The following is a 20,078-nucleotide window of genomic DNA, read 5'->3' as shown; positions in this document are numbered from 1 at the left end:
TCAAAAAACTACCTATGCAGCGTTTAATCTTATCACTTTTACTGATTTTAAGTCTTAACTCATTTGCACAATTTCCCGGAATGCCGGCTCAGGGCAAAGCTTCAATTGATAGTATTCAAAGCGAAGTACTTGGAGTTTCACGTCATTATTCCGTTTATCTCCCCAAAAGTTACACCACCGATACCGATAAAAAATACCCGGTGCTGTATCTTTTGCATGGAGTTTTTGATAATAACAATGGATGGATACAACGTGGACACTTACAGGATGTTGCCAATAAATTGATCGATGCAGGAGAAGCCGTTGAGATGGTAATTATTGTACCCGATGCAGGTCGCGAGTGGAATGGCTATTTCGATATGGAAGGATGGTCGTACGAAACGTTCTTCTTCACCGAATTTATGCCTTTCATCGAATCGAAGTACCGAATTATTGGCGATAAAAAACACCGTGCGGTTGCCGGACTTTCAATGGGAGGTGGCGGAACTACTGTATACGCTCAAAAACATCCCGAACTGTTCGCATCGGCTTATGCCATGAGTGCTTTAATGGGATTGGAAGAAGGAGGAGGTCTTTCTCCACAGGATCCAAAATTCGCACAACTGAATAAAACAGTTATCGAGAATCACTGTGTAAACTTTGTTGAGAATGCCGATGAGGCCACCAAAGAAAATCTGAAATCTGTAAACTGGTTTGTAGATTGTGGCGACGATGATTTTCTTTTCGATGTAAACATCGCTTTTTGTCAGGCCATGCGTAAAGCACAAATACCTTATCAGTTACGTGTTCGTGATGGAGGTCACGATTGGGAATACTGGCATTCGGCGCTGTATACAGCCCTTCCATTTGTTTCAAGAACCTTTCGTTAATAAATAGAATACAAATCTAATGTTGTTAGTTAAGTCAGTTACTTCAGAATCAGGTTGTCAGTCACCCTTCGACTACGCTCAGTGTGACAGTCAGGCTGAGCGTAGTCGAAGACTGATCTTGCCGATTCAACGACATCAAATACTAATCTTAAAATAACTTACTATGCATTTAAAAAAATTATTTACAGCACTAATGTTTCTGGCATGTTTCTCGATTGGCCATGCACAGGAATTGACCAACTTTATGAACCGGGAACCCATTATTTCACCGGAAATAGGGGAGACTGAAGTTACATTTCGTTTTATGGCTCCTAAAGCCGACACGGTAAAAATTACCGGAGGATTTACTCCAACAGTTAAAATGAAAACTGCCTGGGGAGAAATGGATGTTCCGGGAGCGTTAGACCTTACAAAAGATGATAAAGGTTTGTGGTCGATAACATTGCCATTACCCGAACCTGAATTGTATACCTACAGCTTTATTGTGGATGGTAACACTTTAAACGATCCGACCAATACTTTTATGCAGCGTGATGGTTCGCGTTACCTGAGTGTATTATTGGTACCCGGAGAAAAAACTGAAAACTATTTTGAAGCTGAAAAACGCGGAAATCTTCATCAGGTATGGTACGATTCTCCTACCTTGAAAATTAACAGGAGAATGTTTGTTTACACGCCGTATGGTTACGAAACCAGCAACAAAGATTATCCGGTTTTATACCTGCTTCACGGTGCCGGTGGCGACGAAGATGCCTGGAGCTCTATGGGACGCACCCGTCAGATACTGGATAATTTGATTCAAAAAGGTCTTGCAGAGCCTATGATCTGTGTGATGCCAAACGGTAATCCAAATCAAATGGCTGCACAAACTACTCAGTTGCCTGTAAGCGAAATGGATTACAGAGATCCTGCAAACAGAAATAACTATGTACACAGTATTGTAAACGATATCGTTCCTTACATTGAAAAGAACTACCGTGTTATTGCCGATCCTGATCATCGTGCTATCGCCGGACTTTCAATGGGTGGTGGTCACACCATTGCTGTTGCAAACGAATATCCGGGAATGTTCCAGTATATCTGCCCGCTAAGTATGGGAATTTGGGGCGAGCAGCCTGATATCGACGAGAAATTGCAGGGACTAAAAGAATCAGGTTACAAATTGTACTGGCTGGCTTGCGGTAATACCGATTTTGTTTATGAAAGCGCACAAAAGCTGGATGCAAAATTAACTGAGAACAAGTTGGAACACACTTTCTTTGTTACTGAAGGTGGTCATACCTGGGCCAACTGGCGTGTTTATTTAAACACTTTTGGTCCGCTATTATTCAAATAACATTGATTTATACTTAAGTAAAAAAGGCAGCAGCATACAAATTTATTAAACGATAAATTTTAATGAATTTGTTGTTGCCTTTTCTCTTATCAGGATGAATAACGGTTTAATTCACATATAGTAGTTTTTGTTAGTAGTTAGTTTATAAGATTCCCGGCAATAATGCCGGGAATCTTTACAATTATCAGGCTTTGTGTAAAATTAACACAATATTATACGAATTCAGTTCATTATTAAGGAGTACAAAAGCTTTATATCAAACATCTTTTATAAATTTACCATATTGACGAACCTAAATTAAGACTATGAAAATCCAATTTTTATTAATCATTGCATTTATTTCTGTTTCTCTATCTTCTTTCGCACAAAGCGATAAGGGAACAGTTGTTACCGATACGATCTATTCAAAAAACCTTGAAAACGAACTTGGCGAGAATCCAAATCGTGCAGTATCTGTTTATCTTCCTCCCAACTATGAAAACAGCGATCAACGTTACCCGGTAATTTATTTTCTACATGGTTTTATGGGCGATAATAAAATGATGGCAATGATGTCTGATCTGCTCGATTTTGCCATTGCCACAAACAGAATAAAACCTTTTATTATGGTTATTCCCGACGAAAAAACAACCTACCAGGGAAGTTTTTACAGTAACTCGGGAGTGTTTGGAAACTGGGAGGATTTTACTGCTTTTGATCTCGTAAAATACATGGACGAAAATTACCGCACTCTTGCTAAAAAAGAAAGTCGTGGAATTACAGGTCATAGCATGGGTGGATATGGAGCAATTAAAATTGCCATGCATCATCCAGATATTTTTAACACGGTTTATGCCATTAGTCCGGGCGCTTTAACCATTGTTGCCGAGTACGGACCAAACAGTACTACCTTCAGAGAATTGTCTACAATTAAAACTATTGAAGGTTTAAAAAAATCATATTTCGGTAGTGTGATGATGGCTTTTGGCCGCTCGTGGTCTCCAAATCCCGATAATCCTCCTTTTTACTGCGATTTTCCATTTGTGTATGAAGGCGATAAACTGATTGTTAATCAGGAGGTATTGCAGAAATGGTACGATAATATGCCGGTTCATATGATAGATGATAACCTAGAAAATCTGCAACAACTAAAAGCCATTAAACTCGACTGGGGAAGAAATGCAGGTGACCGGTTTACACTACAGTGCGATATGTTTAGCCAGCGTCTCGAAAATGTTGGTATCACTCACTTTGCAGAGGAATATATTGGTACACACGGAAGTGGAATTTACACCAAAGACGGACGTATTCCGCAGCAGGTGTTGCCATTCTTCGATTTCTATTTGGAGTTCGAATAAGAATGTTCGGACTGTTGAAATACGAAACCGACAGCTTGATTTTAACTATACGTAGTAAACTTTTAAAAGGAGATCGATTTTGATTTTATTCACAGGGATTTTTATAATTGTGGCGGTACTTGCTTTAATATTAAGCAAGAAAGTGTCAGCACTAACCGCATTAATTGTGGTGCCAATTGCAGGTGCTTTAATTGCCGGCTTTGGGCTTGAAACTGCAGATTTTGCCATCGCGGGAATTAAAAAAATCGCTCCGGTTGCTACCATGTTCATTTTTGCCATTCTGTTTTTTGGTGTACTCACCGATGCCGGAATGTTCGATCCAATCATCAATTTCATATTAAAAATAGTCGGGAACAGTCCGGTTAAAATTACTATCGGAGCTGCAGTTTTGGCAATGATCGTCCATTTGGATGGATCGGGAGCAGTTACCTTTTTAATTACTATCCCTGCGATGTTGCCTCTTTTCGACAAATTAAAGATGGACAGAAAAATACTGGCGGCAGTGGTTGCACTCGGGGCCGGTACAATGAACCTCGTTCCATGGGGAGGCCCAACGTTGAGGGCTGCTACCGCGCTTCATGTGGAGATTACAGAACTATACAATCCGATCATGATTCCTCAGTTATGCGGACTTCTGTTTGTTGTTCTAATAGCAGGAATGTTGGGACGAAAAGAGGCCAGACGATTAAAACTGGATTCAAAAAATATTGATATTGAAATCACCTCGAGGCAATTGAGCGAGGAAGAATTAAGAACAAGAAGGCCAAAATTATTTTGGTTCAATATTGTTCTAACAATAGCCACCATTGGCACTTTAATCTCAGGGATAATATCACCGGCTATCATTTTTATGCTTGGTGTTACCATTGCTCTGGTAGTAAATTATCCGAGTTTAAAGGATCAGCGCGAACGGATAGATGCACATGCAAAAGCATCGTTGTTAATGGCGAGTATACTTTTAGCAGCAGGTGTTTTTACGGGTATTATGCAGGAATCGGGAATGATCTCAACGATGGCCCAGGAAGCAGTTAAAGTGATTCCACCTGAGTTTGGGAAACACATCCCTGCAATTGTTGCATCGATAAGTATGCCGCTTAGTTTATTTTTCGATCCTGATTCTTATTATTTTGGTGTAATGCCGGTATTGGCAGAGGTCAGCAGCGGGCTCGGTGTCGATCCGATTTCCATTGCTCATGCATCTTTACTAGGACAAATGACCACTGGTTTTCCTTTAAGTCCGCTAACGGCAACCACATTTTTACTGGTTGGACTTACCGAAATTGATTTGGCCGATCATCAACGTTTTACATTTAAATATGCATTTCTAACCACCATTGTAATGGCTATTGTTTCCATTTTAATCGGTGTGTTTCCATTATAACTGATATGAATATGAAATCACAAACCATAAGAATAGGATCAGGTGCAGGATACTCCGGCGATCGGATTGAACCGGCTTTGGAGTTGGCAGAAAAAGGAAACATTCAATACCTCGTATTCGAATGTCTGGCAGAGCGGACCATTGCACTGGCACAGCTGGCTAAAAAGAACAATCCTGAAGCCGGATACGATCCACTTTTGGAAGAAAGAATGCGGGCTGTCCTCCCCACCTGTAAAAAGAATGGAGTAAAGATAATTACCAACATGGGAGCGGCAAATCCTGTTGCTGCAATGAATAAAACCATTGAAATTGCCCGGGAATTAGAGCTGGATGACTTAAAAATAGCGGCTGTTACGGGTGACGATGTGTTTGACCTGGTGAAAGAAAAGAATTACAAAATCCTTGAAACAGGCGAAGACTTATCGACGATAAAAGATTCAATGATTTCGGCCAACGCTTACCTTGGCATGGAGCCGATAATTGAAGCATTAAGCAATGGTGCGGATATTGTCATAACAGGACGAGTTGCCGATCCTGCCTTGTTCATGGCTCCTGTATTTCACGAGTTTGAATGGCCCCTGAAAAACTGGGATCTCGTTGGAAAAGGAACAGTACTTGGTCATTTGCTGGAATGCGCGGGTCAGGTTACCGGCGGTTATTTTACCGATCCGGGAGTGAAAGATATTCAGGATCTGGCACATTTGGGTTTCCCGATTGCCGTGGTGAAAAATGACGGTTCTTTCTTCATTACAAAAGTGCCGGGCACGGGTGGACAGGTCACACTGGCAACCTGCAAGGAACAGCTTTTATACGAAATTCACGACCCGGCTCAATACATTACACCCGATGTAATTGCAGACTTTTCGAATGTTACGCTGACACAAATTGGCAAAGATGAAGTGGCAGTGAAGGGTGCAACTGGTAAAAAGAACACCGGCAAATTGAAAGTTTCGGTGGGTTACAAAGACAGTTTTATTGGCGAAGGACAAATGAGTTACGGCGGTCCTGGTGCTGTTGAACGAGGTAAACTGGCGCTTGAAATTGTAAAAGAACGTTTGCGTTTGAAAGGTTTTGGTGAGAATGAAGCAAAATACGATTTGATCGGTAGCAATGCTTTACATGGCAACGAACGTTCGGTAAATAATGAACCTTATGAAGTTCGGGCTCGGGTAGCCGTTCGTACGACTACGCCGGAAGATGCTAAAGTAATTGGTAACGAAGTGGAAACACTTTACACCAACGGACCGGCAGGTGGCGGAGGCGCCACAAAATCGGTGCGCGAAGTAATAGCGGTTAAATCGGTTTTAATCGATATTGAAGAAGTAAAAACAGGAGTTGTATATAAAACAGTTTAAGATGAAGCTACGCGATATTGCACATTCAAGAACAGGCGATAAAGGAAATATTTCGAATATATCCGTCATCGCTTTTGATGAGAAAGATTATCCGCTTTTGCTTGAAAAAGTGACAGCGGAAAAAGTAAAACAGCATTTTTCGGAATTGGTACATGGTGAAGTTATTCGTTATGAATTACCAAATATCGGGGCGCTGAATTTCGTATTGTTCGACGCACTTTCGGGTGGCGTTACCCGCTCGTTGGCGCTCGATATTCACGGAAAATCTTACTCTTCGGCACTAATGGACATGGACATTTAAAATACTATCAATGAAAAATAAAATAAAACAATCAACTGAAGCGCTAAAAGTCGTAAAAGATGGAGACACCATCATGATTGGAGGCTTTTTGCAATGCGGTCAGCCCGAGCATTTGGTAAGAGAGCTTGTCGCCACCGACGTAAAGGAACTGACTACCATTTCGAGCGACACGGGGTCGATGGTAACGGCAAATCACGAACTTTTTAAAAGCGGAAAAGTAAAAAAACTAATGGCCTCCTACATTGGTGGAAATCCAATGGCCGGGAAGTTTATGCACACCGGTGAAGCTGAGGTAAAACTTTTTCCACAGGGAACGCTGGCTGAAAAAATCAGGGCTGGTGGTGCCGGTTTGGGTGGTTTCCTGACTCCGGTTGGTTTGGGAACTATCGTTGAAGAAGGAAAAGAAAAAATAACTGTCGACGGGAAAGAGTTTATACTGGAACTTCCGTTAAGAGCGAATGTCGCCCTTGTTAAAGCGGATAAGGCCGATAAAGCCGGAAACCTTTTTATCTCGGGAGCAGCACGAAATTTTAATGTGATGATGGCAACAGCGGCAGACCATGTAATTGCTGAGGTAAGCGAAATTGTGGAAGTGGGAGAGATCGATCCGAATCATGTAACCGTACCAGGAATTTTTGTTGACACACTTGTAAAAATATAACTATGGACAATAGAGAATTAATTGCACGGCGAATTGCAAAAGAATTAAAGGACGGCGATGTGGTAAACCTCGGAATTGGGATGCCAACATTGGTCGCAAACTATATTCCCGAAGGAGTCCAGGTTATTTTACAATCGGAGAATGGCTTGTTGGGACTTGGTCCGAGAGCCACTGAAGAAAACATGGATCCAAATATCGTGGATGCCGGCGGAGCACATGTAACGGTGTTAAAAGGAGCTTCGTTTTTCGACAGCGCAACTTCATTCGGAATCATTCGTGGCGGACACGTGAACGACACAGTTCTGGGAGCACTCGAAGTAGATCAGGAAGGAAACCTGGCCAGTTGGATGGTTCCGGGAAAAATGGTTACCGGAATGGGTGGCGCGATGGATCTTGTTGTTGGTGCCAAGAAAGTGATAATCGCCATGGAACATTTAAATAAAAAAGGTGCACCAAAAATCCTGAAAAAGTGTAACCTTCCGTTAACAGCCGCAAAACAGGTAAATATGATCGTTACCGAAAAAGCTGTTTTTGAGGTTGTAAAAGACAAGGGTTTGGTACTAAAAGAAATTGCTCCGGGACTGGAGATTGAAGATATTAAAAACACCACGGAAGCTGATTTTATTGTAAGTAAGAATTTAAAAACTATTGAAATTTAAGTCGTTATGAAGGAGGTTGTAATTGTAGGAGCGGTTCGTACCGCCATTGGAAAATTTGGAGGAACTTTGGCAAATGTTCCTGTTCAAAAGTTGGGAAGTACAGTCGTTTCAGAAGCGATTAAAAGAGCGGGATTAAAACCGGAAGATGTGGATGAGGTTATCCTTGGAAATGTTCTTCAGAGTGGTCTCGGTCAGGGAACAGCCCGCCAGGCAGCTGTTCAGGCAGGTATTCCGGACACGGTTCCTGCAATGAATATCAATAATATTTGTGGCTCGGGTTTAAAATCAGTTAACCTGGCTGCAGCAATGATCAGTGCAGGAGATGCCGATGTTGTTGTTGCCGGTGGTATGGAAAATATGAGCGCTGCACCTTATGTTCTCGATAAAGCAAGATGGGGCTACCGTATGGGAAATGGACAGTTGATCGATACCATGGTTTACGATTCGTTGACCGATGCTTTTGAAGGTTGTCACATGGGTATCACTGCGGAAAATGTAGCTGAAAAATACGACATCTCACGTGATGCTCAGGACGAGTTTGCAGCGTGGAGCCAGCAAAAAGCAGAAAAAGCACAGGCCGAAAATCGCTTTCAGGATGAGATCGTTCCTATGGAAGTTAAAATCAGCCGCAAGGAAACTGTTGTCTTTGATAAAGATGAATTTCCACGCGCAGGTGTAACAAAAGAAGGAATTTCAGGATTAAAACCGGCTTTTAAAGGCGATGGAACTGTGACTGCTGCCAATGCCTCGGGAATAAACGACGGAGCTGCTGCCCTGGTTATTATGAGTGCTGAAAAAGCCAAAGAGTTGGGCGTAAAACCACTTGCAAAAATTATTTCGTATGCATCAGCTGGTGTTGATCCGCAGTACATGGGAATCGGGCCTGTTTTCGCAACTCAAAAGGCATTGCAGAAAGCCGGGCTTTCAATGGATCAAATCGATTTGATTGAAGCAAACGAAGCTTTTGCTGCACAGGCGCTGACAGTTGGCAAATTGCTGAATTTTAATAACGACATATTAAATGTGAACGGTGGTGCGATTGCACTTGGTCACCCGGTTGGAGCAAGTGGAGCCAGAATTCTGGTAACCTTACTTCACGAAATGCAAAAACGCAAATCAAAAGTTGGTTTGGCAACTTTATGTGTTGGCGGAGGAATGGGCGTTTCAACGATTATAGAATTGATTTAGAAAAAGGTGCAATGAAAAAAATAATCTATTTAGTTCTGATTTCGGCATTTTTTGCCGCTTGCGGAGGCGCTGATAAAAGTCCGAACGATACGAAAGTAAAAACAAAAAGTGGAGAGCTATCCGGAGTTCTTGCGAACGATATTTATACCTATAAGGGAATTCCATATGCCCAGGCCGAACGTTTTATGCCACCGGCAGTTCCGGCACCCTGGACCGGCGTGAAGGAAGCACTGGATTATGGTCCTGCATGTCCGCAGTTGAAACAATCGATGGAGGGGATTTCAGCAAAAATACTTCCGGGAGAGAGTGAAGATTGCCAGACATTAAATGTGTGGACACCGGAAATTAACGGTAAGGAAAAACGCCCGGTAATCGTGTGGTTGCACGGTGGCGGTTACCGCACCGGTTCAAGCTTCGAACAACCTTGTTACGACGGTGAAAACCTCTCACGAAAAGGAGATATGGTGGTGGTTTCAGTAACTCACCGCTTAAACGCTCTGGGCTTTTTAAACCTGGCAGAATACGGCGAAAAATATGCAGCCTCGGGAAATGTCGGGCTTCTGGATATCGTTGAGGCGCTGAAATGGGTAAACCAAAACATTGAAAAATTTGGTGGAGATCCCGATAACGTAACCATTTTTGGCCAGTCCGGCGGAGGTGGAAAAGTTACCAATTTGGTGGCCATGCCCGATGCAGTTCCGTTATTTCACAAGGCGATTGTGGAAAGCGGATCGTTAAATACTTCGATGGCTCCGCGTTATTCGGGAATGATTGCCGACAGCGTACTAAACCGACTGAATATCTCTCCGGATAATATCGATGAGATTCAAAACGTGCCTTACGAGCAGTTAATGATGGCAGGTGAAGCTGTTATTCCAAAAATCAAGCAGATTGCCGCACAGGAAGGATTTGTGATTTACCAGTTTGGCTGGTGTCCGACAGTTGACGGTACAATTATTCCTGAACAACCTTTTGATGGGAGTGCGCCGGAAATTAGCAAAGACATTCCGATGATTATCGGTACTGCCAAAAATGAATTCAACTCGTTTTATTCGCAAGCCAAAGATACAACTTTGGAAAGTGTGCGCGAGGTGCTGGTCCAGCTGTATGGAGACAGAGCAGATGAATATATTGAGGATTTTGCCAAAGCTTATCCTGAATTTAAACCGATGGATTTGATTCAGCAGGATCTGATTTTCAGGACAGCAGCAGTTGATGAAGGCTTGTGGAAAGCCGAACAGGCTGAAGAAGGTGGAGCGCCGGTTTACATGTACATGTTTAACTGGGAATCGAAAAATAATCCGTTACGCGCGTTTCACTGTCTTGAACTGCCGTTTGTTTTTTACAATACCGACATGGATACCTCTTTGGTAATGGGGCCTTTCAATGTTAAAATTGATGACTCGGAGAAGACACAGCAACTGGCTGAAAATATGAGCCAGGCATGGATAAACTTTGCACGTACCGGTGATCCGAATGTTCCCGGCAAATTACCGGAGTGGGATCCTTACACTCCCGAAAAAGGAGCAACCATGATGTTCGAAAGGGATAGTAAAGTGGTGTATCATCACGACAAACAGCTGATGGAATTTATGAAGGATTTTCCTTTTGCGGGTTTCGATTAATTTGACTTGTCTGTCAATTCTTCTTAGGAATAAAGAAGGAAACAGCAGACTACGAAACAAGACATTAACTAACTAAAATAGATCTAAACTTATGAAACGAATCGTATTTTTCTTATTCATTTTTGCTGCTTTTATTTCAGCAGGACAATCCGGTGTTGGTCCAACAGTTAAAGTAAAAAATGGTAGTCTTCAAGGTATTAACACTTCAGGAATTGGCATTTTCAAAGGAATTCCATTTGCCGAGCCTCCTGTTGGAGAACTTAGGTGGAAGGAACCACAACCGGTAAAAAACTGGGAGGGCATATTAGATGCCACTAAATTTGGTCCGTGCCCGATGCAGGCAAAAGTGTACGGCGATATGTTCTTTCGTGCCGATACCATGAGTGAAGATTGTTTGTATCTGAATGTGTGGACACCGGCAAAAACGTATGAAGAAAAATTACCTGTTCTGGTTTATTTCTATGGTGGTGGTTATCGGGCAGGAGATGGTTCAGAACCAAGGTACGACGGCGAAAGTATGGCCCGAAACGGCATTGTTTCCGTGACTGTGAATTATCGCCTGGGAGTATTTGGATTTTTGGCACATCCCGGCTTGTCGGCAGAAAATGATTACAAGGGCTCGGGTAATTATGCTTTGATGGATCAATATGCAGCCCTAAAATGGGTACAAGAAAATATTGCAGCGTTTGGTGGCGATCCTAATAGAGTGACAATTGCCGGAGAATCTTGTGGATCGCGTTCAGTTTGTGCACAAATGGCTTCTCCATTGTCGAAAGGATTAATTGCCGGAGCAATTGGTGAAAGCGGAGCTTTAATGAATTCTACTTTAGTTCCGTCATCATTAAAGAAAGCTGAAGAAACAGGTCTTCAGTTTCAAAAACTGGCCGATGCCGGTTCCATTGCTGAATTGCGGGCTATTCCTGAACAAGAATTACTTGAAATAAGTGGCAAGCCCGGTGCGCCTTATTTTGTTCCGAATGTTGATAATTATTTCTTACCTGATTTTCCACTCGCAATATTTGAAAATGGAGAGCAGGCAGATGTTCCGTTCTTAGTTGGCTGGAATTCGGAAGAGATGAATTTCCGTTTTATTTTTGGTATGAAGGAACCAACTTTGGAAAATTTCAAGGAGGTTTTAGAAGGACTTTACGGCGACCGTGCAGAAGAGGCATTTGAGCTGTATCATCCGGAATCAGATGCAGATGTAGAACAAATTGCAACCGATTTGGCCGGTGATAGATTTGCCGGATTTAACTCGTGGAAATGGATGGAACTACATCATAATACAGCATCGAGCCCTCTTTATCGGTATTTTTATTCACGTCCCCGTCCGGCAATGCGAGCAGAAATGGGAAATGCACAAGCTGGTTTTGCCGGAGGTATTACACGAAATGCCGAAGTGGTTGTAGAGAAGAAAAGAAAAACTGGCGCTGTACATTCTGCCGAGATTGAATATGCGCTGGGAAATTTGCCAACCAACCGTGTTTACGACTGGCAACCAGAGGACTATAAGGTTTCTGAGATCGTGCAGGGCTTTTTTATAAACTTCATAAAAACAGGTAATCCAAATGGTTTTGGTGTGCCTTACTGGCCATCAACAGAAAAGGATATGAATGTGCAAATGCATATTGATGTGGAGTCAAAAGCAGAGATCGATCCAAGTGCGAAACGCTACGAATGGCTTAATCAACTTCCCGATGAATTGGTAGGGATAGAATAGATCGGGAAGTATAAATTTAAGCTTGAATAAGTTAGTCATCTTTTTTTCTTTTATCAGTGCCAACATTCGACTTGTCGGCCAAAAGGCTTTTAGAGAGAACACAAATTAATTAAATAGTATAATATGAAATTGAAAAGATTTTTGAAATCAGGAGCGGTTGCTGTTGGTATTGCTGTGACACTGGCAAGTTGTACACAGACACAAACAACATCACCACAGGATATCCTGACAATTCATGATGAAGAAATCAACCAGATCATTTCGGGGATGTCCCTTGAAGAAAAAGTTGAAATGCTTCATAGTAAGACAATCATGTCTTCAGAAGGTATTCCACGGCTTGGTATACAGGAGATCAGATATGCTGATGGTCCTTTTGGAATTCGCGAAGAAATTGGTGACATGTTCAGGCCTAAAGGCTGGACAATCGATTCGGCCACATATTTTCCAACCGGATCGGCCTTAGCAGCTACGTGGTCGCCGGACCTCGCCTATAAATATGGTACAGGTATGGCACATGAAGCAACGCGTCGTGGAAAAGATATGGTTTTAGGACCTGCAATGAATATTCAACGAATACCGGTAGGTGGACGTACATACGAATACTTCAGTGAGGATCCATTGCTGGCCGGCGCATTGGCAGTTGGTTATGTAAAAGGTGTTCAGGATGAGGGAAGAGCTGTTTGTTTAAAGCATTTCGCTGTAAACAACCAGGAAAACGACCGTGGAACTGTTAATGCCATTGTAGATGAACGAACTTTGCGTGAAATCTATCTGAAACCTTTTGAAGTTGCCGTAAAAGAAGGTGGCGCCTGGGGAGTAATGACTGCTTATAATAAAGTGAATGGAAACTGGTGTAGTGAAAATCCTTACCTGAACAATAAAATATTGCGAGGCGAATGGGGTTTTAACGGTATGACTGTTTCTGACTGGGGAGGAACGCATAGCACAATGGGAGCTGCTTTAGGTGGACTCAACGTGCAAATGACCGGTGATACTTATCTTGGTCTGGCATTAATCGACTCGGTTAATATTGGTAAAGTTCCGGAATCAGTTGTTGATGACAAGGTTCGCGAGATATTGAGAGTTCGTTACACTGTAAGGGCCATTCCTGAAAACGAAGCAAATATTGAAATGGCATCGCAACCGGAAGAACAACGCATTGCATACGAAGTGGCCAGCAAATCTGTTGTTTTGCTCAAGAATGAAAATAACATTCTTCCAATCGACCTGAACAAGGTAAAAAACATTGCAGTTATTGGGCAAAATGCTGTTTTATCTACAGCTGCAGGAGGTATGGGAGCCGGTGTAAAAACAATTTATGAAATTTCACCTTTGCAAGGCTTGCAGAATAAAATTGGGAATGCTGCCACAATTAATTATGCTCCCGGCTATAAAAACTATGTACGGTCTTGGGGACCTCCCGTGCCAAATCCAAACAACGCCGAAACAATCGACGAAGCTGCCGATCCGGCATTTGTAGCAGAAGCGGTAAAAATTGCAAAAGAAGCTGATTTGGTTCTGTACTTTGCAGGTACTAATAAATCAATCGAGACTGAAGGTAAAGACAGAGAAAATATTGACCTGCCGGTTGGACAAAATGAAATTGCAGAAGCACTCATTCAAGCTAATCCAAACCTGGTAACAGTAATTATCTCTGGTGGACCTTGTGATTTGAGGAAAGTGAATAATTTGTCAAAAGCGATGGTCCAAGGCTGGTGGAATGGTTTAGAAGGTGGAAATGCACTGGCCGATGTTTTGCTTGGTAACATCGCACCATCAGGAAAATTACCATTTACTTTTCCTTTAAAACTGGAAGATTCGCCAGCTTATGCAATGGGAACTTATCCACAGAAAAAAGAAGTGGTAAAGGAAGAGGATGTTTTTGTATCGCAGTACAGGAAAGATGATATCAAAAAAGACTCTGATGATAAGAAAGAAGTTGATTTTAGTGCATTCTTCCGCCGTCCGGTGAATGGTCCGGATGCTCCTTACTCTGAAGGTTTATATGTAGGCTATCGCTGGTTCGATTCAAAAGATCTTCCGGTTCTTTATCCGTTTGGCTACGGCCTTTCATATGTCGATTTTAATTATTCAGAATTAGAAACGAATAAAAAATCATACAAAGCTGACGATGTGATTGAAGTTAGTTTCAACATTCAAAATAATGGATCGATGGAAGCAGATGAAGTTCCGCAAGTTTACCTTCACCGCGTTAATCCTTCGATTGACTGGCCGAATAAAGAATTGAAGGCATTTTCGCGTGTAACGCTTCAACCTGGAGAAGTGAAGACAGTTTCGCTCGAAATTCCTGTTAAGGATTTGCGTTATTGGGATGAAGAAAACAAAACCTGGCAAAACGATATGTGTGATGTTGAGCTTTTAGTGGGGTCTTCAGTAAACGATATTCTACTGACAAAGAAACTTTCGTTGATTGAATAATAAAAAATAATAAGCCGGAACCATTTGATTTGTTCCCTTATCATTTTTGAACAAGCCGTAACCGATATTTGATTGGTTACGGTTTTTTTGTTTTTACACAAAAAATTACGCTAATTAGCTTTACAACAGATTAAAACTGTTATCTTTTGCTTTGTTTGGATAAAATTGAACCTAAAGAAAATATATGAAACCTAAACTTTTATCCTTCGCGGCAGCCGTCTGCCTGTTTCTGGTTGCTTGCACAAGTACCCAAAAGGAAGAAAGACAAGAACAACCCAAACCACGTGTTATAGTTACCTGCGATCCTGAGCTGGATGATAACAATTCACTGATCCGCTTCTTGCTTTTTAGCACCGACTTTGATGTTCAAGGACTCATCTATGCAAGTAGCCGCTTTCATTGGAAAGGAGATGGAAAAGGAACAACCCAGTATATTCCCGGTAGAGAATATTCTTCTAATGGACGCGATCTTGGTCCTCAAACTTCATGGAGATGGGCCGAAAGCGAGCGGTTTATTGATGATTTGGTTGAAGCTTACGCGTCGGTTTATCCAAATCTAAAAGTTCATAATCCAAATTATCCTATACCTCAGGACCTCAAATCAAAAATATACGTCGGCAATGTAGAGTTTGAAGGGGATATTTCTCATGACTCTCCCGGCTCCGACAGGATAAAGGAAATTCTTCTTGATGATGATCCCAGACCTGTTTTTATCCAGGTTTGGGGTGGACCTAGCACAGCTTCAAGGGCGTTGAAATCAATTGAGGAAGAATATAAAGACACGCCCGAATGGGAAAGTATTAAAGCAAAGGTTTCGGCAAAGGCAAAATTCTGCCTTTCCGGTCTGCAGGACTTGTCTTTTCAGGAATATGTACAACCAAACTGGCCGGAGGTTGAGTCTGTTTTGCTCAATGCAGGGGTAGCAAGTTTGGGGTATGGTGCCAAACGTTCAGTTGCCGGTACTAAAGATACCCTCTATTTTTCTTCAGCATGGACATTGGAAAACGTAAAAAGCAAAGGTGTTTTTGGCGAACATTATCGTGTATGGGGCGATGGCCGTCAAATGGCACCCGGCGATTTTACCGACTACTTTGGTGAAAAAGGATATACAGCAGACGAACTTCGTGAGATGGGTTATTGGGTATGGACACCGCCTCAACAGGAAGGTAATTTTATTAGCGAAGGAGATACGCCAATGTATCTGAACCTGATCGGTAACGGATTAAGGGCTCACGAGGGGCAGGAGTATGGAGGATGGGCCGGACGCAAAAAAGAGCTTTCGGAAGAGGAGAAGGCTGCCGGGTACACTGCGCCGTATGCAATGAGGAGAGAAAAAGATGAAGTACTTCCTGATTTTTTGCCGGCCATCCAAAATAGCTTTGCAGCACGTTTAAACTGGTCAGTTACTTCGGAGTATGACGATGCAAACCACGAACCCATCATTGAAGGGCCTCTCGAAATGTCGGCAACTGCGGGCAGTACAGTTAAACTTAATATCACAGTTTCTGATCCTGATAACGATGCGGTTTCAACAAACTGGATGCAATTCAAGGTAGGGAGTTACAAAGGTGATGTTTCATTTGCCGGTATTACTGATGCAACTACGTCCGTAACCATTCCGGCCGATGCGAAAGCGGGCGAAACCATTCATTTGGTACTTCAGGTAGTTGATGATGGTAGCCTGGCACTTACAAAATATCTGAGAACTGTAATTACAGTTTTATAGTTGAATTCCTGCGGTTGTTATTGCCAATATTTCCGTTAATTTTATAACTGTTTATTAAACTATACTAAATCAGCTAAAAAACTAAAAATGAGAATCAAACCTACTTCTCGGAATGTTCTTTTATGGGGCGTGTTACTGGCTATTGGTTTTGCCTGTACCAACACAACAACTCAAGAAGAAACCAAACAAAAACCAAACATCATTTTAATTTTTGCCGACGATATGGGTTATGGCGATGTGGGTGTTTTTGGCCACCCAACAATTAAAACGCCTAACCTCGATCGCTTAGCTTACGAAGGCCAAAAGTGGACCAACTTTTATGTGGCAGCACCGGTGTGTACACCATCACGTGCTGGTTTAATGACAGGCCGCTTGCCAATTCGCTCTGGAATGTGCAGCGACCAACATCGGGTTTTGTTCCCCGACTCAAAAGGAGGACTTCCGGAAAATGAAATTACCATTGCTTCAGCCTTAAAAAAAGCAGATTATTCAACGGCTATGATCGGGAAATGGCACCTGGGTCACTTATCATCCTTCGATCCAAACGCGCATGGTTTCGATTATTATTTTGGTATTCCGTACAGCAACGATATGGATCAAACTTTACCGGAGGGTGTAGGTTATTATGAGGCTTGTGCCAATCCGAAAGTGAGTTATTTTAATGTGCCTTTAAAACGAAACCGCGAAACGATAGAGCAGCCTGCCGATCAGAATACGATTACAAAACGATATACCGAAGAAGCTGTAAATTATATAGCCGCGCATAAAGACCAGCCGTTTTTCCTGTACATGGCTCATTCTATGCCACATGTACCGCTGTTTCCTTCAGCTGAATTTAAAGGGAAAAGCCTGAGAGGAATTTATGGAGATGTAATTGAAGAGATTGACTGGAGTGTGGGGCAGGTAATTGATGCACTAAAAGAAAATGGTTTGGATGATAACACACTGGTGGTGTTTACATCGGATAATGGTCCGTGGTTGATTTTTAATGAAAATGGCGGAAGTGCAGGTTTGCTTCGTGGAGGAAAAGGCGGAACTTATGAAGGCGGAATGCGTGAACCGACCGTTTTTTGGGGACCGGGTATGGTTGCTCCCGGCGTTGTAACTGAATTGGGAACAACAATGGATTTACTTCCAACTTTCTGTAAACTAGCTGGTGCCGAACTTCCTGACGATCGTGTTTACGATGGTTACGATATTTCGTCAGTGATTTCGGAGAAAGGTAAATCGCCACGGAATGAAGTATTTTACTACCGGGGTCAACAGGTTTATGCGGTTCGGAAAGGGGCTTTTAAAGCGCATTTTATTACTCAGCCCGCTTACGGCTCGGAAGGACCAACCACAAATGAAACTCCTGAACTTTATAATCTGAATGTTGATCCATCGGAAAAGTACAACATTGCAGAGCAGCACCCCGATGTAATTGAAGAGTTAAGAGAATTGATGGAGGAACATAACGCTACAGTGGTTCCGGTTGAGAATCAGCTTGAAAAAAGATAGAAGGTCCGGTACTTTTTTAATTTGGTTCAAATTGATACCAGATAAAATCTAAATATTCTAAACTAAACCAAAATGCAAAAATTGAATAAGATAAGAATCAGACGGATAATATTATTATTTGCGCTATTGTTGAGTGTTCAGGTTAGAGCGCAACAAGATCGGCCAAATATTTTGTGGATCACCAGTGAAGATAACAGTCCTTTTTTAGGGTGTTACGGCGATGCCTTTGCAACTACACCAACGCTTGACAAACTGGCCTCTGACGGATTTCGTTACACAAATGCTTATGCGAACTGCCCGGTTTGTGCTCCTGCCCGAAATACAATTATTACGGGTGTTTATGCTGCCTCGAACGGGAATGAACAAATGCGGAGTACTTATCCAAAATCGGAGTCGGTAATTCCTTATCCCGAGCTGTTACGAAAAGCCGGTTATTACTGTACCAACAATGTAAAAACCGATTACAATTTTGCAGGCGATTACAACAGCATGTGGGACGAATGTAGCAGAACTGCACATTGGAAAAACAGTCCTGAAGGTAAACCGTTCTTTGCCATTTTTAATTTACTGACGACCCACGAAAGTCAACTCTTTCCTTATACGCCTGATGCGGAATTGAGACACAAACCTGAAGATGTGGTTTTACCGCCTCATCATCCCGATACAGAAGAAATGCGTCACGACTGGGCACAGTATTACGACAAAATAGAGGATATGGATGCGCAGGTTGGCGACTTGTTAAAAGAGCTGGAAGAAAGCGGATTGGCTGACAATACTATCGTCTTTTATTATGCCGATCATGGCGGAGTGTTGGCGCGCAGTAAACGTTATGTTTTCGAAACCGGAACATGGGTGCCATTTATTGTTCGTATTCCTCAAAAGTACAAACAATATTTTCCGGCCGAAAGACCGGGCGATGCAGTTGACCGCAACATTAGTTTTGTAGATCTGGCTCCAACCTTGTTAAGTATAATCGGAGCCGAAAAACCGGATTACATGCAGGGTAACGCATTTCTTGGAAAAGCGGTTGAGCCGGAACCTGAATATGTACACTTAACAAAAGGCCGGATGGATGAACGAATTGACATGAGCCGTGCCGTGCGCGATAAAAAGTATCGATACATTCGTAATTATATGCCTTTCCGGATCTATTTGCAGCATTTGGCTTATTTGTTCAATGCCCGTTCTGCCCGGTCGTGGGAAGATTATTACCTGGCCGGGAACTGTAACGATTTGCAAAGTATTGCCTTTCAAACCAAACCTGTTGAAGAGCTTTACGATACAGATAATGATCCGAACGAACTTTATAACCTTGCCGACGATCCGGCTTATAAAGAGGTGCTCGAGCGCATGCGAAAAGAGAATGTACGCTGGATGAAAGAAATCAGGGATGTAGCGCTGATTCCGGAAACAGAATATATGGAAAGGGCAGGAGAAGGCTCGATGTACGATTATATGCGATCGGAAACTTGTCCGTTTGATGAATTGCTGGCGGCTGCTGAGCTGGCAACACAGTCCGGAAACGGAGCAATTCCGGATTACATTGAGTTACTAAAAAATGAAGATTCAGCATTACGTTACTGGGGTGTTACAGGTCTGCTTATTCATATTGAAAATGCTAAATGTGCATTGCCGGCTTTAAGAGCCGCGGTCGACGAGGATGCAACAGCGACAGCCGTTTTAATTGGTGAGACACTGTATCGTCTGGGAGAAAAAGAACTGGCAGAAAAGATCTTCCTACGTATTTTAAACGACGAAAACCGTACGATGATGGAGCGCAACTGGGTGTTAAACAGTGTTGATGCAGTAGATTTCAGAACTCCAGCAATTGAAAAGTGGATTAAGGACTTTTACGATAGCAAAAGTGAAGAGCTGACAGGTTTTCTAATTTTCAGTAACTACGATTTCTCGATGTGCAAAATCATCTTGGAAAGATGGAGTGTAATTTAGAAACTTAAAACAGAGCTCCCTAATATTGAGT

15 protein-coding genes are annotated in these 20,078 nt (G+C 42.3%); all 15 read left to right on the top strand.

Features of this window, described 5'->3' with window-relative positions:
• The first annotated feature begins 14 nt into the window (after nt 1–14).
• The 15 genes from SLH46_RS11350 (at nt 15) to SLH46_RS11280 (ending at nt 20,047) form a co-directional block, all read left to right on the top strand.
• On the top strand, nt 15–869 hold the full coding sequence (locus SLH46_RS11350; protein WP_320281302.1) for an alpha/beta hydrolase: 855 nt from the start codon (nt 15–17) through the stop codon (nt 867–869).
• Between the two features lie 163 nt (nt 870–1,032).
• The gene (locus SLH46_RS11345; protein WP_320281301.1) at nt 1,033–2,205 is read left to right on the top strand and encodes an esterase; all 1,173 of its coding nucleotides are present in this window, start codon (nt 1,033–1,035) and stop codon (nt 2,203–2,205) included.
• 305 nt (nt 2,206–2,510) lie between these two features.
• The gene (locus SLH46_RS11340; RefSeq protein ID WP_320281300.1) at nt 2,511–3,542 is read left to right on the top strand and encodes an alpha/beta hydrolase; all 1,032 of its coding nucleotides are present in this window, start codon (nt 2,511–2,513) and stop codon (nt 3,540–3,542) included.
• A 79-nt stretch (nt 3,543–3,621) separates the two neighbouring features.
• Nucleotides 3,622–4,923 (top strand): CitMHS family transporter, encoded by a 1,302-nt coding sequence (locus SLH46_RS11335; RefSeq protein ID WP_320281299.1) that lies wholly within the window; start codon nt 3,622–3,624, stop codon nt 4,921–4,923.
• Nucleotides 4,924–4,934: 11 nt separating this feature from the next.
• Nucleotides 4,935–6,278: an acyclic terpene utilization AtuA family protein gene (locus SLH46_RS11330; protein ID WP_320281298.1), complete on the top strand. Its 1,344-nt coding sequence runs from the start codon at nt 4,935–4,937 to the stop codon at nt 6,276–6,278.
• A 1-nt stretch (nt 6,279) separates the two neighbouring features.
• The gene (locus SLH46_RS11325; protein WP_320281297.1) at nt 6,280–6,579 is read left to right on the top strand and encodes an AtuA-related protein; all 300 of its coding nucleotides are present in this window, start codon (nt 6,280–6,282) and stop codon (nt 6,577–6,579) included.
• Between the two features lie 10 nt (nt 6,580–6,589).
• On the top strand, nt 6,590–7,240 hold the full coding sequence (locus SLH46_RS11320; protein WP_320281296.1) for a CoA transferase subunit A: 651 nt from the start codon (nt 6,590–6,592) through the stop codon (nt 7,238–7,240).
• A 2-nt stretch (nt 7,241–7,242) separates the two neighbouring features.
• Nucleotides 7,243–7,899 carry a 3-oxoacid CoA-transferase subunit B gene (locus SLH46_RS11315; RefSeq protein ID WP_320281295.1) on the top strand — a complete coding sequence of 219 codons (657 nt, stop codon included), beginning with the start codon at nt 7,243–7,245 and terminating at the stop codon, nt 7,897–7,899.
• Between the two features lie 6 nt (nt 7,900–7,905).
• Complete coding sequence (locus tag SLH46_RS11310; protein WP_320281294.1) at nt 7,906–9,087, top strand: acetyl-CoA C-acetyltransferase; 1,182 nt, start codon at nt 7,906–7,908, stop codon at nt 9,085–9,087.
• 11 nt (nt 9,088–9,098) lie between these two features.
• A complete protein-coding gene (locus SLH46_RS11305; protein ID WP_320281293.1) occupies nt 9,099–10,712 on the top strand; it encodes a carboxylesterase/lipase family protein in 1,614 nt (537 codons plus the stop codon).
• A gap of 91 nt (nt 10,713–10,803) precedes the next feature.
• The gene (locus SLH46_RS11300) at nt 10,804–12,432 is read left to right on the top strand and encodes a carboxylesterase/lipase family protein (RefSeq protein ID WP_320281292.1); all 1,629 of its coding nucleotides are present in this window, start codon (nt 10,804–10,806) and stop codon (nt 12,430–12,432) included.
• 123 nt (nt 12,433–12,555) lie between these two features.
• Nucleotides 12,556–14,871, top strand: coding sequence for a glycoside hydrolase family 3 C-terminal domain-containing protein (locus SLH46_RS11295; protein WP_320281291.1), 2,316 nt, complete (start codon nt 12,556–12,558; stop codon nt 14,869–14,871).
• 184 nt (nt 14,872–15,055) lie between these two features.
• Nucleotides 15,056–16,597, top strand: a complete 1,542-nt coding sequence (locus SLH46_RS11290; RefSeq protein ID WP_320281290.1) for a DUF1593 domain-containing protein — start codon at nt 15,056–15,058, stop codon at nt 16,595–16,597.
• An 87-nt stretch (nt 16,598–16,684) separates the two neighbouring features.
• Nucleotides 16,685–18,097 carry a sulfatase family protein gene (locus tag SLH46_RS11285; protein WP_320281289.1) on the top strand — a complete coding sequence of 471 codons (1,413 nt, stop codon included), beginning with the start codon at nt 16,685–16,687 and terminating at the stop codon, nt 18,095–18,097.
• A 72-nt stretch (nt 18,098–18,169) separates the two neighbouring features.
• Nucleotides 18,170–20,047 (top strand): sulfatase, encoded by a 1,878-nt coding sequence (locus SLH46_RS11280; protein ID WP_320281288.1) that lies wholly within the window; start codon nt 18,170–18,172, stop codon nt 20,045–20,047.
• Nucleotides 20,048–20,078 lie beyond the last annotated feature (31 nt).

Source organism: Draconibacterium sp. IB214405, from assembly GCF_033963885.1.
Taxonomy (GTDB): Bacteria; Bacteroidota; Bacteroidia; order Bacteroidales; family Prolixibacteraceae; genus Draconibacterium.
This window is presented reverse-complemented; position numbering and strand designations above follow the sequence as displayed.